At 64.5% G+C, this 14,500-nt stretch carries 12 protein-coding genes and 2 pseudogenes; 8 read left to right on the top strand and 6 right to left on the bottom strand.

The window, feature by feature from the left end; all coding sequences use genetic code 11:
- Positions 1-30 precede the first annotated feature (30 nt).
- The 4 genes and pseudogenes from uraD (at position 31) to ACK3SD_RS13750 (ending at position 3,125) form a co-directional block, all read left to right on the top strand.
- A pseudogene (gene uraD / locus ACK3SD_RS13765) lies at positions 31-527 on the top strand (2-oxo-4-hydroxy-4-carboxy-5-ureidoimidazoline decarboxylase).
- Positions 524-856 (top strand): hydroxyisourate hydrolase, encoded by a 333-nt coding sequence (gene uraH / locus ACK3SD_RS13760; RefSeq protein WP_481125848.1) that lies wholly within the window; start codon positions 524-526, stop codon positions 854-856. Before uraD ends, uraH begins: the two are co-directional and overlap by 4 nt.
- A gap of 3 nt (positions 857-859) precedes the next feature.
- Entirely contained in the window at positions 860-1,756 is an 897-nt protein-coding gene (gene pucL, locus ACK3SD_RS13755; protein ID WP_137764100.1) for a factor-independent urate hydroxylase, read from the top strand.
- 113 nt (positions 1,757-1,869) lie between these two features.
- Positions 1,870-3,125: pseudogene (locus tag ACK3SD_RS13750) on the top strand (nucleobase:cation symporter-2 family protein).
- Here ACK3SD_RS13750 and ACK3SD_RS13745 read toward each other — a convergent pair.
- On the bottom strand, positions 3,122-3,895 hold the full coding sequence (locus tag ACK3SD_RS13745) for an amidohydrolase (RefSeq protein WP_481125847.1): 774 nt from the start codon (positions 3,893-3,895) through the stop codon (positions 3,122-3,124). The pseudogene ACK3SD_RS13750 and the gene ACK3SD_RS13745 overlap by 4 nt on opposite strands.
- The gene (locus ACK3SD_RS13740) at positions 3,883-5,040 is read right to left on the bottom strand and encodes a pyridoxal phosphate-dependent aminotransferase (protein ID WP_137764097.1); all 1,158 of its coding nucleotides are present in this window, start codon (positions 5,038-5,040) and stop codon (positions 3,883-3,885) included. The genes ACK3SD_RS13745 and ACK3SD_RS13740 overlap by 13 nt, the downstream gene beginning before the upstream one ends.
- A gap of 193 nt (positions 5,041-5,233) precedes the next feature.
- Here ACK3SD_RS13740 and ACK3SD_RS13735 point away from each other — a divergent pair, with 193 nt between their 5' ends.
- A complete protein-coding gene (locus tag ACK3SD_RS13735; protein WP_481125846.1) occupies positions 5,234-5,707 on the top strand; it encodes a YehS family protein in 474 nt (157 codons plus the stop codon).
- Between the two features lie 49 nt (positions 5,708-5,756).
- Here the strand turns inward: ACK3SD_RS13735 and fadE are convergent, their stop codons facing one another.
- Positions 5,757-8,204 (bottom strand): acyl-CoA dehydrogenase FadE, encoded by a 2,448-nt coding sequence (fadE, locus tag ACK3SD_RS13730; RefSeq protein ID WP_481125845.1) that lies wholly within the window; start codon positions 8,202-8,204, stop codon positions 5,757-5,759.
- Positions 8,205-8,436: 232 nt separating this feature from the next.
- Between fadE and lpcA the strand changes: the two genes are divergently transcribed.
- Together lpcA and ACK3SD_RS13720 are read left to right on the top strand one after the other, a co-directional pair.
- Positions 8,437-9,018, top strand: a complete 582-nt coding sequence (gene lpcA / locus ACK3SD_RS13725) for a D-sedoheptulose 7-phosphate isomerase (RefSeq protein ID WP_137764094.1) — start codon at positions 8,437-8,439, stop codon at positions 9,016-9,018.
- A 26-nt stretch (positions 9,019-9,044) separates the two neighbouring features.
- The gene (locus ACK3SD_RS13720; protein WP_137764093.1) at positions 9,045-9,812 is read left to right on the top strand and encodes a class II glutamine amidotransferase; all 768 of its coding nucleotides are present in this window, start codon (positions 9,045-9,047) and stop codon (positions 9,810-9,812) included.
- Here the strand turns inward: ACK3SD_RS13720 and dpaA are convergent.
- Positions 9,783-10,502, bottom strand: coding sequence for a peptidoglycan meso-diaminopimelic acid protein amidase (dpaA, locus tag ACK3SD_RS13715; RefSeq protein WP_137764092.1), 720 nt, complete (start codon positions 10,500-10,502; stop codon positions 9,783-9,785). The two genes, ACK3SD_RS13720 and dpaA, sit on opposite strands and share 30 nt — an antisense overlap.
- A 212-nt stretch (positions 10,503-10,714) precedes the next feature.
- Positions 10,715-11,617 carry a glycerophosphodiester phosphodiesterase family protein gene (locus tag ACK3SD_RS13710; RefSeq protein ID WP_481125844.1) on the bottom strand — a complete coding sequence of 301 codons (903 nt, stop codon included), beginning with the start codon at positions 11,615-11,617 and terminating at the stop codon, positions 10,715-10,717.
- Between the two features lie 223 nt (positions 11,618-11,840).
- Between ACK3SD_RS13710 and dinB the strand changes: the two genes are divergently transcribed.
- The gene (dinB, locus tag ACK3SD_RS13705; protein ID WP_481125843.1) at positions 11,841-12,911 is read left to right on the top strand and encodes a DNA polymerase IV; all 1,071 of its coding nucleotides are present in this window, start codon (positions 11,841-11,843) and stop codon (positions 12,909-12,911) included.
- A 48-nt stretch (positions 12,912-12,959) separates the two neighbouring features.
- On the opposite strand, the gene pepD is transcribed toward dinB, so the two are convergent.
- Entirely contained in the window at positions 12,960-14,420 is a 1,461-nt protein-coding gene (gene pepD, locus ACK3SD_RS13700) for a beta-Ala-His dipeptidase (RefSeq protein ID WP_481125842.1), read from the bottom strand.
- Positions 14,421-14,500: the final 80 nt, after the last annotated feature.

Genomic DNA, 14,500 nt, shown 5'->3' with positions numbered 1-14,500 from the left:
GCATTCTGTGACGGCGGTGAGGAGAAAACGATGACACTCGATGAGTTCAATGCGCTGCCTGCTGACAGCGCAGCGGCCCGGCTACGCCCCTGTGTGGCGATCCCGGCCTGGGTCGAGGCGGTGGTAACAGGCCGCCCCTACGCCTCCCATGCGGCACTGCTGGCCGCCGCCCGTGAGGCCGCTGACGGGTGGCAGGCGGCGGAGGTTGAGCAGGCGCTCGCCAGCCATCCGCGCATCGGCGAGCGAGCCGCTGGCGCGGAGGAGGAGGCGGCGCACTCGCGGCGCGAGCAGGCGGGGTGGATGTCGGCCAGCCAGCGCTGGCCGCTGCCCTGCTGGCGGGCAACCGCGCCTATGAGCAACGTTTCGGGCGCGTGTTTCTGGTGCGCGCCAAGGGGCGCGACGCCCATCAGATTCTGGCCCTGCTGCACCAGCGGCTGACCCACAGCCCGGCGCAGGAGCTGGCCGAAACCACCGAGCAACTGCGGCAGATCACCCTGCTGCGACTGGAGGAGCAAATCACACCATGAGCCACATCACCACCCACATTCTGGACACCTCCCTCGGCCGCCCGGCGGCGGGGGTGACGGTCTGGCTGGAGCGGATCGAGCACGGCGAGGCGCGGGAAGTGGCGCGCGGCACCACCGATGCCGACGGCCGCCTCATGGCCCTGACGCCGCAGCCGCTGGCGGCTGGCCACTACCGGCTCTCGGCGGACATCGGCGGCTACTTCCGCGCCAGCGGACGCGACTCGCTCTACCGCGCCGCCGTGCTGGAGATAGAGATTGATGGGCAGCCGCACTACCACCTGCCGCTGCTGATTGCCCCTTACTCCTATTCAACCTATCGCGGGAGCTGACCCATGAAAGAGAAGATCATGTTAGGCGTGAACCAGTACGGCAAGGCCGAGGTGCGCGTGGTGAAGGTGACGCGTGACAGCGCGCGCCATGAGATTGATGACCTGAATGTCACCTCACAGCTGCGCGGCGACTTCCGCGCGGTGCATGAGGAGGGGGACAACGCCCACTGCCTGCCAACCGATACCCAGAAAAACACCATCTACGCCTTCGCGCGTGACGGCATCCGCTCGCCAGAGGCGTTCCTGCTGCGGCTGGGGCGGCACTTCACCGGCAACTATGAGGTGGTGAGCGGCGGCCACTGGTCGGCCGAGCAGTACCAGTGGCAGCGCATTGCGGCCCACGGCGCGGAGCATGACCACGCCTTCGTGCGCCACGGCCAGGAGACGCGTACCGCCTGCGTCACCATTGACGAGGGGGCGTGCTGGGTGGTGGCGGGGCTGACCGATCTGGTGGTGCTGAAGTCCACCGGCTCCGAGTTCCACGGCTTCATGGAGGATCGCTACACCACCCTGAAGGGGGCGAGCGACCGCATCCTCGCCACCTCCGTCACCGCCCGCTGGCGCTACAACCGGCTGGATATCGACTTCAACGAGGTCTACCACGACGTAAAGCGCCTGATGCTGGAGGCGTTCGCCACCACCCACTCGCTGGCGTTGCAGCAGACGCTCTACGCGATGGGCAAGCAGGTGCTGGAGGCGCACCCGGAGATTGATGAGATCCGCTTCTCGATGCCCAACAAACACCACTTCACGGTGGATCTGTCGCCCTTTGGCCTCGACAACCCGAATGAGGTGTTCTTCGCCGCCGATCGCCCCTACGGGCTGATTGAGGCCAGCGTGCTGCGCGAGAACAGCGCGCCAGCTGGCAAGGCGTGGGAGAGTGTCACCGGCTTCTGTTAATTCCCGTGGGAGGATCTATGCACCAGCGCACACACGCGGCCAGCGGCCGCCCGGAAGATGGCCGACTGCCGTGGGGAAAAACCCTCGCCTTCGGTATGCAGCATATCCTGACCATGTATGGCGGGTTGATCGCCCCGCCGCTGATCATTGGCACCGCTGCCGGGCTGGGCACCGCCGAGATCGGCATGTTGATCAGCGCCGCGCTGTTTGTCAGCGGGCTGGCAACGCTGTTGCAGACCCTCGGCCTGCCGTTTTTTGGCTCACAGCTGCCGCTGGTGCAGGGCGTCTCCTTCGCCGGGGTGGCGACCATGGTGACCATCGTCAACGGCGGCGGCGGGTTGCCAGCGGTGTTTGGCGCGGTGATGGTCTCAGCGGCAATTGGGCTGCTGGTCACGCCGTTTTTCGCCCACATCATCCGCTTCTTCCCGCCGGTGGTGACCGGCACGGTAGTCACCGTGATTGGCCTGTCGCTGATGCCGGTGGCGGTACGCTGGGCGATGGGCGGCAACATGCGGGCGGCGGATTGGGGCGCGCCCGGTAACATCGGGCTGGCGGCCTTTACGCTGGCGGTGGTGCTGCTGCTGAACCGGCTGGGTGGCCGGGCGGTGGCGCGGGTGGCCGTGCTGCTGGCAATGGCGATCGGCACGCTGGCGGCAATGCTGGCTGGCAAGACCCACTTCGGCGCGCTGCCAGCCGGGGAACTGCTGGCGCTGCCGCACCCTTCGCCTTTGGCTGGCCGGTGTTTGAACTGCCAGCGATCCTGTCGATGCTGCTGATTGTGCTGGTGCTGCTGACCGAAACCACCGCCGGGCTGATGGCGGTGGGGGAGATCGTCGGCACGCCGGTGGATGGCCGCCGCATCGCCAACGGGCTGCGCGCCGACATGCTCTCCAGCGCGCTGTCGCCGGTGTTCAACTCCTTCCCGCAGAGCAGTTTCGCGCAGAATATCGGGCTGGTGGCGCTGACCGGCGTCAAGAGCCGCTTTGTGGTGAGCGCCGGTGGGCTGATTCTGCTGCTGCTCGGCGTGGTGCCAGCGCTGGGGGTAGTGGTGGCCGCCATCCCGCTGCCGGTGCTGGGCGGGGCCGGGGTGGTGCTGTTTGGATCGGTGGCGGCGAGCGGCATCCGCACCCTCGCCAAGGTGGAGTATAAAGACAACATGAATCTGGTGGTGGTCGCCACCGCCATTGCCTTCGGCATGATCCCGATTGTGATGCCGACCTTCTACGATCGCTTCCCCAGCTGGGTCGGCACCCTGCTGCACTCCGGCATCAGCGCCTCCTGTCTGGCGGCGCTGCTGCTGAACCTGCTGTTCAACGCGACGCGGCCCGCCGCCGTGGTGGCAAGCCGCTCCAGCCTGCCGCCGGGCTAGTCCAGACGCAGGAAGTTGTCCTGATCCATCCACGCCGGGAAGGCCTGGCGGTAGGCCTGCAACTGCTCCAGCGACAGATCGGCGTGCAATACCGCCGGGGTGGCGGGCGCGGCCTCCGCCAGCCGCACGCCCTGCGGGTCATGGATCACGCTGTCGCCCCGGTAGGCGTGGCCGTTGCCATCCTCGCCGACGCGGTTGCAGCCCGCGACATAGCACTGGTTCTCGATGGCGCGTGCCGCCAGCAGGGTCTGCCAGTGGGCTGCGCGCGGCGCGGGCCAGTTGGCGACGTAGATCGCCAGATCGTAATCCTGGTGGCAGCGTGACCAGACCGGGAAGCGCAGGTCGTAGCAGACCTGCGGCAGGATGCGCCAGCCGCGCCACTCGACAATCTCCCGCCGCGTGCCAGCCCGGTAGTGCTGGTGCTCACCGGCCATGCGGAACAGGTGGCGCTTGTCGTAGTGGTGCACCCGGCCGCCCGGCTCGGCCAGCAGGAAGCGGTTGACCGCCCCGGCTGGCGTGCGCACCGCCGCGCTGCCGCCCACCAGCGCGTGGCAGGCGCGCGCCTGTGCCTGCAACCATGCCCGTACCTCCTCCTCTGGCAGCGCGCTCTCCGCCGCCTCCATCGCGAAGCCGGTGGTGAACATCTCCGGCAGGATAATCACGTCACGGCCATCCAACCCGCTGAGCAGGGTGTCAAAATGGCGCAGGTTGGCCGGGCCATCCAGCCAGGCCAGCGGCTGTTGCAGTAGGGTCAGTTTCAGAGTTGACACAGGCGCTCCGCGGCGGCGTCCAGCGTGGCATCCTGCTTGGCAAAACAGAGCCGCACCAGTTTGTGGGGGAAGGGATCGGCGCAGAACACCGACAGCGGAATGGCGGCGACGCCGACCTGCTCGGTCAGCCAGCGGCTGAAGGCGACGTCATCCAGATCTGAGACGGCGCTGTAGTCCACCAACAGGAAGTAGGTGCCCTCGCATGGCAGCACCTCCAGCCGGCTGGCGGCCAGCGCCTGCACCAGCCGGTCACGCTTCGCCTGATAGAAGGCCGAAAGCTGCGCCCAGTGCGCCGGTTCATGGCGCAGCATATCCGCCAGCGCCAGCTGCACCGGCGTGGTGATGGAGAAGGTGAGGTACTGGTGCACCTTGCGCAGCTCGGCGGTGAGGGGCGCGGGCGCGACGCAGTAGCCGACGCGCCAGCCGGTCATGTGGGTGCTCTTGCCGAAGGAGTAGACCGCCAGCGCCCGCTGGCGTAACTGCGGGTGGGCCAGCACGCTGGCGTGCCCCTCGCCGGTGAAGCAGATGTGCTCATACACCTCGTCGCTCAGCACGAAGATGTCACGTTCGGCAATCGCCTGCCACAGCGCCTCCCGATCCGCCGCCCGCCAGCTGGTGGCCGAGGGGTTATGCGGCGTGTTGACGATCACCAGCCGTGTGCGGTCGCTCAGCAGCGCGGCAAACTGATCCCACGCCACGCGGAAGGCGGGCGGTTGCAGGGTCAGGCGTTTCATCACGCCACCCGCCAGCGCCACCGCTGGCGCATAGCTGTCATAGCTTGGGTCAAAGCAGATCACCTCATCGCCCGGCCGCACCAGCGCGGTGATGGCCGCGTAGAGCGCCTCGGTGGCCCCGGCGGTGATGGTCACCTCCTCACCGGCATCGGGCCGCCAGCCATACGCCGCGCCGGTCTTGTCGGCAATCGCCTCGCGCAGTGCCACCACACCGGCCATCGGCGCGTACTGGTTCGCGCCCTGCGCCACGTGCCAGGCCAGCCGCTCCTGTAAGTAGGCCGGGCCGTCGTAGTCTGGGAACCCCTGTGAAAGGTTGATGGCCTGATGCTGCTGGGCCAGCGCGCTCATCTGGGTAAAGATGGTGGTGCCGAGGGCCGGCAATTTACTTTGTGGAATCAACGCTGCACTCATGGGGAACCCGTCATTTGGTGAAGGATGTCACAACAATATAACATCTCTCCGGCACTTGGCAATCAAGACGTGTAGACGGCTAAATTCAGCAATCTGCGGTGAATAAAGCGGTTTTTCAGCCCATAATCCCTCTATAATGCACCCCGGCAACATGGCTCACGCCACTCTCTCTTTAAAACAGGAAACACCCTTTATGATGAACAACGACGTTTTGCGCAGCCTTCGCTACATGCTGGATCTGAGCGACGCCCGCCTCCTTGAGATTTTGGCGCTGGCTGGCCAGACCGCCACCCCGGAGGAGATGCAAAGCTACCTGAAGAAAGAGGAGCAGCCGGGACACCAGCCCTGCCCGGATACGGTGATGGCGCACTTCCTCAACGGGCTGATTGTGCACCGCCGTGGCCGTGACGAGTCGCGCCCGATGCCAGACGTTGAGCTGCCGCTGACCAACAACATCATCCTGAAGAAGCTGCGCGTGGCCTTTGAGCTGAAGACCACCGACATTCTGGAAGTGCTGGCGGCGGTGGATTTCCGCGTCTCCGAGCCGGAGATTGGCGCCATCTTCCGCAAGCCGGGCCACAAAAACTACCGCCCGTGCGGCGACCAGTTCCTGCGCTACTTCCTGAAAGGGTTGACGCAGCGCCTGCGCCCGGCAAAAGCACGCTAATAAAAAACGGCACCCGAGGGTGCCGTTTTTCATACTGTGGGTCTTTGCCCTAGGCCGCCTCAGGGTGGCGCGGTGAGTGCGTCTCCGGGGCTGGCTGTTTCGCCGCCAGCGCTTCCGGTTCAAAATCATCGACGTTAATGGCAAGTAGCCGGCTCTCTTCAGCCTGCGTCAGGATGCGCGCCTCCTCCTCACTGATGCGCCCTTCGCTGCGCGCCTGAAGCGCCAGCTGGTCGAGCCGGGTGAAGGGCAGGGACTTGCCGCTCTCAGTGCACAGGCGTTTGTGGATCGCCTCGGCGGCGATGATGTGCTGCAACGCCTGCTCCAGCAGTCCGAACGGGTTATTCTCGCCCGGCGTCAGGTACTGGCCGCGCCCCAGCCGCGCGCGGGTGGCGGAGGGCTGTTGCAGCAACTGCGCCAGCTTGTGATCGAGCCGGTCACTTGGCCCACGCTGGGCGCGCCCGAGCGGGAAGACCACCAGCCGCATCAGCCCGGCCACCAGCCGGTTCGGGAAGTTGCGCAGCAACTCATCCAGCGCCTGCTCTGCCTGATGCAGGCAGTCCTGTACCCCCCAGTGCACCAGCGGCAGGTCGGCCTGTTGGCGACCCTCATCCTGATAGCGTTTCAGGGTGGCGGTGGCGAGGAACAGTTGGCTCAGGATATCACCCAGCCGCGCCGAAATGCGCTCGCGCCGCTTCAGGCTGCCGCCCAGCGTCCCCATCGAGACATCGGCCAGCAGCGCCAGGTTGGCGCTCAGCCGGTTGATCTGCTGGTAGTAGCGGGTGGTGGCGTCACGCACCGGCGTGCGGCTGGTGTGGCCGTTGGTCAGCCCCAGCCAGAGGCTGCGCGCGGTGTTGCTGCCGACGTGGCCGAGGTGGCCAAGCAGCGCCCGGTCAAAGGCCGGCAGGTCGCGCGCCGCCGCGGCCGCCATCTCTGCCAGCACGTAAGGGTGGCAGCGGATCGCCCCCTGGCCGAAGATGATCATGCTGCGGGTCAGGATGTTCGCCCCCTCGACGGTGATGGCGATAGGCGCGCCTTGGTAGGCCCGCGCCAAAAAGTTGCTGCTGCCCAGCATGATGCCCTTGCCACCGGTGATGTCCATTGCATCCATGATGGCGCGCTGGCCGCGGTGGGTGCAGTGGTATTTGACGATGGCCGAAAGCACGGCTGGCTTCTCGCCAGCCATGATGCCGGTGGTGATCAGCGTGGCGGCGGCGTCCATCACATAGGCGTTGCCCGCGATGCGCGCCAGCGGCTCCTCGATCCCCTCCATCTTGCCAATGGCGATCTTGAACTGGCGGCGGATGTGGGCATAGGCACCGGTCGCCAGCGCCACGGATTTCAGGCTGCCAGTGGAGTTGGAGGGCAGGGTGATGCCGCGCCCGACTGACAGGCACTCCACCAACATCCGCCACCCCTGTCCGGCCATCGCCGGGCCGCCGATGATGGTGTCAATCGGCACAAAGATGTTGTTGCCGCGCGTCGGGCCATTCTGGAACGGCACGTTGAGCGGGAAGTGGCGGCGGCCAATCTCCACGCCGGGGGTATTGGTGGGGATCAGCGCACAGGTGATGCCGAGATCCACTGTCTCGCCCAGCAGGTGATCCGGGTCGGAGAGCTTGAATGCCAGCCCGAGCACCGTCGCCACCGGCGCGAGGGTGATGTAGCGCTTGTTCCAGGTGAGGCGCATCCCCAGCACTTGCTGGCCCTGCCACTCACCCATGCACACCACGCCGGTGTCCGGGATCGCCCCGGCATCAGAGCCAGCCTCCGGGCTGGTGAGGGCGAAGCAGGGGATCTCCTGCCCACGCGCCAGACGCGGCAGGTAGTGATCTTTCTGCGCGTCGGTGCCGTAGTGCTGCAGCAGTTCGCCGGGGCCAAGGGAGTTGGGCACGCCGACGGTGATCGCCAGAATGCCAGAGACGCCCGCCAGCTTTTGCAGTACCCGCGCCTGCGCATAGGCCGAGAACTCCAGCCCGCCATACTCCTTCTTGATGATCATCGCGAAGAAGCGGTGCTCCTTGAGGTAGGCCCACAGCTCCGGCGGCAGGTCGGCCAGTTCATGGGTGATCTCGAAGTCGTTTGCCATGCGGCACGCCTCTTCTACCGGGCCATCAAGGAACGCCTGCTCCTCGGCGGTCAGGGTCGGCAGCGGGTAGGCGTGCAGCGTGCGCCAGTCGGGCGCGCCGCGGAAAATTTCCCCCTCCCACCAGGTGGTGCCAGCGTCAATCGCCTCTTTTTCGGTGCGCGACATCGGCGGCATCACCTGGCTAAAGGTGCGCATCGCCGGGGCGGAGAAGAGTGAGCGGCGCAGGCCGGTGAGGTTGAGTGGCAGCAACAGCAGCGCCAGCAGCAGCAGGAACCAGAATGACCAGAGGCCCACCACGCCCATCAGCGCGGTGTAGGCCAGCAACGCCAGCGTACTGAGGTGCAGGTTCACTTTGTGGTAGAACAGCACGCCCAGTAGCCCGACGAAACCAATAAGGGTGAGCAGCAACATAACAAGCTCCGTAAGTTGTAGGAGGTCTGACCTGTTGGGGATGTATTGGTTGTAGATGATGGCTAATTATTTATCAACGCGTTTACATGCTATTTACAACATGGCTCACATTCCGGCCGTACGCGTGGCGAAAAGCCCCGGCAGCCTGTGACAACGCTTCTCGCTTATGGGGCAATCCGCTACACTGCACAGCGGAAGAATTTTCATGCCCACCGGCTACCAAGAGGCTGTCATGTACCAGGATTTGATCCGTAGTGAACTGAACGAAGCTGCTGAAACTTTGAACAAATTTCTCAGTGATGAGGCCAATCTCGCGGCCATCCAACAGGCGGCGGTGCTGCTGGCGGACGCCTTTAAGTCCGGCGGCAAGGTGCTCTCCTGCGGCAACGGCGGCTCCCACTGCGACGCCATGCACTTCGCCGAGGAGCTGACCGGCCGCTACCGCGAAAACCGCCCCGGCTACCCGGCGATTGCCATCTCCGATGTCAGCCACCTCTCCTGCGTCAGCAACGATTTCGGCTACGATTTCGTCTTCTCCCGCTTTATTGAGGCGGTCGGCCAAAGCGGCGACGTGCTGCTTGGCATCTCCACCTCCGGCAACTCCGGCAACGTCATCAAGGCGGTGGCGGCGGCGCGCGCCAAGGGGATGAAGGTCATCACCCTGACCGGCAAGGATGGCGGCCAGATGGCCGGCAGCGCCGATGTCGAGATCCGCGTGCCGCACTTTGGCTATGCCGACCGCATTCAGGAGATCCACATCAAGGTGATCCACATCCTGATCCAGTTGATTGAGAAAGAGATGGTGCGCGGCTAACAGGCCAACGCAGGGGAGGAGAGGCGATGTGTGAACTGCTCGGGATGAGTGCCAATGTGCCCACGGATATCTGCTTCAGCTTTACCGGGCTGGTGCAGCGCGGCGGCCGCACTGGCCCGCACAAGGATGGCTGGGGCATCACCTTTTATGAGGGGCTGGGCTGCCGTACCTTCAAGGATCCGCAGCCGAGCTACAACTCCCCGATTGCCCGACTGGTGCAGGAGTACCCGATCAAATCCTGCGCCGTGGTCTCCCACATCCGTCAGGCCAACCGGGGCGAGGTGGCGCTGGAGAATACCCACCCCTTCACCCGTGAGCTGTGGGGGCGCAACTGGACGTTCGCCCACAACGGCCAGCTCAAGGGGCATCGCCAGCTGGAGAGCGGGACGCTGCGGCCGATTGGCCAGACGGACAGCGAGCACGCCTTCTGCTGGCTGCTGCACCAACTGACGCAGCGCTACCCGCGCACCCCCGGCAACTGGCCCGCAGTGTTCCGCTATATCGCGACGCTGGCGGATCAGCTACGGCAGAAGGGGGTGTTCAATATGCTGCTGTCGGATGGGCGCTTCGTGATGGCCTACTGCTCCACCAACCTGCACTGGATCACGCGCCGCGCGCCCTTTGGCAAGGCGACGTTGCTGGATCAGGATGTGGAGATCGATTTTCAGCAGCAGACCACGCCAAATGATGTGGTGACGGTGATCGCCACCCAGCCGCTGACCGGCAACGAAACCTGGCACAAGATTGCGCCAGGTGAGTTCGCGCTATTTTGTCTCGGTGAACGCATACTCTGAGATGTTCTGCGTGCCGATAATCGCCGGGTGCACCACGTACTGACCATTATCGACCGTGATGGTCGGCGGCAGGTGCTTCTCGTTGAAGTAGCGGTAGCCCGGTTGCAGGCCGCGCCAGAAGTTGTAGTAGGTGGAGAAGCGGTGGCGTTGCAGGTTGGCGTCCGTCATGCGGAACGGGTAGATGGCGATATCCACCTTCACCTGGCCATAGTGCAGCGCGGCCTGGACATAGGTGAAGATCTCATCCATGTAGGCGTTGGTCATCGCGTAGCAGCCAATCGAACGGCAATCGCCGTGGATCATCAAGTAGTTACCAGAGTAGCCCTGCGCCCGGTCATAGGCGTTCGGGTAGCCAATATTGATGGCGCGATAGAAACGGCTGTCTGGCTTCAGGTGGCGGATGTCAACGCTGTAGAACCCCTCCGGGCTTTTGAAATCCCCTTCACGCCGTTTCGGCCCCAGCCCACCCGAGAAATTACAGATGCGATAGGCGCCCAGCAGACGGTACTCATTGCCCATCTTGCCGTATAACTCCAGCAGGCGCTCCTCTTTGAAAATTTGAATATAGACCGGTGTACCCAATAATTGCTGTTTAATATTTTGCTTAACGGGCACCAACTCACTGGCGGAGCTGGGGGTGACCCAAGGCAAACAGAGAAACATCGCAAGCATCAGCGCGATTTTGCCCATTATCATTCCTGCTTTATAAATGTTGAACTGCCGAAGGCGAACGCCCCGGCATTGGCACTGCCTGACCCAATGTGGGAGGCAGCCCCATCTTAATGGTGATTAAATAATTAGCAATGGGGCATAAATACTATTTTTGTGGCCGATCGCGATTAATAGAAAAATAGCGCGGCCACCGAGTGGTGGCCGCTCAAAATAACAGCAATAGCAAAAAGTCAGGTGCGGGGCGCGAGGGTGGCAGGCGAGTCAACCAGTACGCCATCCGCACCGAGCGCCTGCGCCTGCTGGTACTCCTCCGGCGTATTGACGCCAAACAGGATGATGTGCGCCGCGCCCTGACGGCGGAAGCACGCCATCGCCTCGTTGTCCCAGACCAGCGTAGAAGCGGAGCGCGCCTCGCCAAGGGTGTACTTCTCCACCACCTCGACCTTGCGTTTCAGCTCCAGCCCATACCAGCGCTCGTCCGCTGGCGTGGCCGGTAGGGTGCACTGGTGCGCCATCGTGACGTTCGCCAGCACGGTGCGCGTCAGGTCGCGGCTCGCAAAGCGCGCCACCTCTGGCGGCAGGGCGGCCAGATAGCGGCTGTCAGTGCTGTAGACGCGGGTGCGCGTCAGGCTGTTGCTCTCATGCAGCACCGCCGCCAGTGCGCCAGCCAGCGCGGCCGGCTCAGCGTCCGGGGATTTGAGGTCAATATAGAAGAAGAGATCCGGGTAGCGGAACAGGGTGGCCGCCAGCGTCGGGATGCCCACCCCCTTGCCGCGCCACGGGTGCGTTTCGCCCTTGCCAAAGGCCCAACCGGCGTCCACCTGCGCCAGCTCCGCCGCCGTGTGCGCCGAAACCGGGCCACTGGCCGGGGTCAGGGCACTGAGATCGGAGGGACGGTAGAGCACCGGCACCCCATCCTTGGCGAGTTGCACCGTGATCCAGATGGCCTCCGCGCCATTTTTCCGTGCCAGATCAATGGCGGCAAAGGTGTTTTCCGGCGCGTCGCCGGTGCCGCCGCGGTGGGCGATCAACTGGGGCCGCTGGCCTTGTGCCGGTGGGGCGTCCGCCGCGCCAGCGACAGACGCGCCAATTAACAGTGAGGCGGCCAACAACATGAGTTTGGGTGTGGTCATGATCCTGTCCTTCATCCTTAAGTAGAGGGAAGCGCCCGGTTGCCGGGCGCGCCGCCATGATTACGCCACGCCTTGGCAATAAAAGCCAAATAATCTACCGTTTTTCAATGACATATATATGACAGCAATGGGCTTTACCCAAATCATCCATCGCATCCATGCTTTTCGGCCGATGGGTTGAGCCGGGGCTGCCTGCGCCTGTATACTTATACAGGGAGGGATTATGCGCAAAATCATTCATGTCGATATGGACTGCTTCTACGCGGCGGTTGAGATGCGTGACGACCCGAGCCTGCGCGACATCCCGATCGCCATCGGCGGCAGCTCTGACCGGCGTGGGGTAATCAGCACTGCCAACTACCCGGCGCGCAAATATGGCGTGCACAGCGCGATGTCCACTGCGATGGCGCTGAAACTCTGCCCGCACCTGAAAGTGGTGCCGGGCCGGATGGCGGTCTACAAGGAGACCTCCGAGCATATCCGTGGCATCTTCGCCCGCTACACGCCGCTGATTGAGCCGCTCTCCTTGGATGAGGCCTATCTGGACGTCACTGACTCCCCGCAGTGCCGTGGCTCGGCCACCCTGATTGCCCAGGAGATCCGCCAGTCCATCGAGCAGGAGCTGCAACTCACCGCCTCCGCTGGCATCGCGCCGGTGAAGTTTCTGGCTAAAATCGCCTCTGACCTCAACAAGCCCAACGGCCAGTACGTCATTCCGCCAGCCGGGGTGGCGACCTTTTTGCAGACGCTGCCGCTCAAGAAGATCCCCGGCGTCGGCAAGGTGACGGCGGCGAAGCTGGAGGAGCTGGGGCTGGTGACCTGCGCCGACGTGCAGCGCTATGACCTGGCGGAGCTGCTCAAGCGCTTTGGCAAATTTGGCCACGCGCTGTGGGAGCGCAGCCACGGCATTGATGAGCGCGACGTCTCCGCCGATCGCCTGCGCAAGTCGGTGGGGGTCGAAACCACGCTGGCGAATGATATCCACCAGTGGGAGGCGTGCGAGGCGCTGATCCGCGAGCGGCTCTACCCGGAGCTGGAGACGCGGCTGCGGCGGGTACGGCCCGATTTGCAGATTGCGCGCCAGGGGGTGAAGCTGAAGTTCCACGACTTCCAGCAGACCACGCAGGAGCACGTCTGGCCGTCGCTGAATTTGCCGGATCTGCTCTCGGTGGCGCAGCAGGCGTGGGAGCAGCGGCGCGCCGGGCGCGGGGTGCGGCTGGTGGGGCTGCATGTGACGCTGCTGGATCCGCAACTGGAGCGGCAACTGCTACTGCCGTGGGACGAGGGCGGCTAGGGCAAAAAAAAGGCGAAGCCGCAGCTTCGCCTGAGGGGAGGGGGGACGTTACGCCTTCGCCGGAATCGCCTTCAGCAGGGCGGTCAGCAGCTGCCAGTAGAGGCCGACGCTGCCGATGTGCACCTGCTCATCCGGGGAGTGCGGGCCAGTGATGGTCGGCCCGATGGAGACCATGTCCATCTCCGGGTAAGGCTTCTTGAACAGGCCGCACTCGAGGCCCGCGTGGATCACCTGGATGTTCGGCGTTTTGCCAAACAGCGAGTGGTAGGTCTCACGCACCAGTTGCATCACTGGCGAGTGCGGGTCTGGCTGCCAGCCAGGGTAGCCGCCCTTCGGCGCGGTGGTGGCCCCAGCCAGCTGGCCGAGCGCGGTCAGGATGCCGACCACATCATCCTTGCCGCTGTCGATCAGCGAACGGATCAGGCAATTCACCACCACTTCGTCAGCGTTCATGGTCACCACGCCGAGGTTCAGCGAGGTCTCAACCACGCCCGGCACCGCGTCGCTCATGCGGATCACGCCGTTCGGTGTGGCGTTCAGCAGCGCCAGCAGACGCTCCTGGCTCGCTTTGTCCAGCGCCAGCGCGCTGCTCTCGCTCTCTTCCAGCTGCACCACCAGCTTCTTCTCTTTCGCTGACAGTTCATTTTGCAGCGTCGCCTGATACTCGCTCACCAGCGATTTCAGCGCATCCACGTTGACCGCCGGCACCGCCAGGGTGGCGAAGGCTTCACGCGGGATGGCGTTGCGCAGGGTGCCGCCGTTCAGGTCGAGCACACGCAGGCCGAGCGCCGCGGCGTGCTCAAACAGGAAGCGCGCCAGCAGCTTGTTGGCGTTGCCGAGGCCGTGGTGGATATCCGCGCCAGAGTGGCCGCCCTTCAGCCCCTTGATCGCCAGCTTCAGCACGCTGTAGCCGCTGGCCAGCGCCTCGCGTTGCAGCGTCAGGGTGGTGGTGAAGTCAATGCCACCGGCGCAACCCATGTAGATCTCACCCTCCTCCTCGGAGTCGGTGTTGATCAGGATCTCGCCCTGCAACCAGTTCGGCTGGAGGCCAAACGCGCCATCCATGCCGGTCTCCTCGGTCATGGTCAGCAGCACTTCCAGCGGGCCGTGCGCCACGCCCTCATCCGCCAGCACCGCCAGCGCTGAGGCCATGCCGATGCCGTTGTCCGCGCCCAGCGTGGTGCCGCGCGCTTTGACCCACTCGCCATCCACGTAGGGCTGGATCGGGTCTTTGGTGAAGTCATGCACGGTGTCATTGTTCTTCTGCGGCACCATGTCCAGGTGCGCCTGCAACACGACCGGCTTGCGGTCTTCCATGCCCGGCTTGGCCGGTTTGCGCAGCAGGATGTTGCCTACCTGATCGCGCTCCGCATGGATCCCTTTCTCGTTGGCCCAGGCCATGATGTCCTGCGCCAGCGCCTCTTCGTGGAATGAGGGGTGCGGGATGGCGCAGATGCGGGCAAAGATGTCCCACAGCGGTTGTGGCGAGAGTTGCGACAGTTCAGACACAGTGAGTCTCCTGTGGCAGCATCCCCGGATTGGCCCCCGCCGCGCCGGCGGCAGGGCAGGGGAACAGGGAGGCCGCGGTG

The sequence above is a fragment of the Chimaeribacter sp. YP20170169 genome, assembly GCF_056739715.1.
The sequence above is the reverse complement of the archived record's forward strand: the minus strand, read 5'-3'. Positions and strand labels throughout refer to the sequence as shown.

What these genes read in the sequence shown, in the direction of transcription:
- uraH (WP_481125848.1), top strand. Translation starts at nt 524, where the DNA reads ATGAGCCACATCACCACCCACATTCTGGACACCTCCCTCGGCCGCCCG.
- pucL (WP_137764100.1), top strand. Translation starts at nt 860, where the DNA reads ATGAAAGAGAAGATCATGTTAGGCGTGAACCAGTACGGCAAGGCCGAG.
- ACK3SD_RS13740 (WP_137764097.1), bottom strand. Translation starts at nt 5,040, where the DNA reads ATGAGTGCAGCGTTGATTCCACAAAGTAAATTGCCGGCCCTCGGCACC.
- ACK3SD_RS13735 (WP_481125846.1), top strand. Translation starts at nt 5,234, where the DNA reads ATGATGAACAACGACGTTTTGCGCAGCCTTCGCTACATGCTGGATCTG.
- fadE (WP_481125845.1), bottom strand. Translation starts at nt 8,204, where the DNA reads ATGTTGCTGCTCACCCTTATTGGTTTCGTCGGGCTACTGGGCGTGCTG.
- lpcA (WP_137764094.1), top strand. Translation starts at nt 8,437, where the DNA reads ATGTACCAGGATTTGATCCGTAGTGAACTGAACGAAGCTGCTGAAACT.
- ACK3SD_RS13720 (WP_137764093.1), top strand. Translation starts at nt 9,045, where the DNA reads ATGTGTGAACTGCTCGGGATGAGTGCCAATGTGCCCACGGATATCTGC.
- dpaA (WP_137764092.1), bottom strand. Translation starts at nt 10,502, where the DNA reads ATGGGCAAAATCGCGCTGATGCTTGCGATGTTTCTCTGTTTGCCTTGG.
- ACK3SD_RS13710 (WP_481125844.1), bottom strand. Translation starts at nt 11,617, where the DNA reads ATGACCACACCCAAACTCATGTTGTTGGCCGCCTCACTGTTAATTGGC.
- dinB (WP_481125843.1), top strand. Translation starts at nt 11,841, where the DNA reads ATGCGCAAAATCATTCATGTCGATATGGACTGCTTCTACGCGGCGGTT.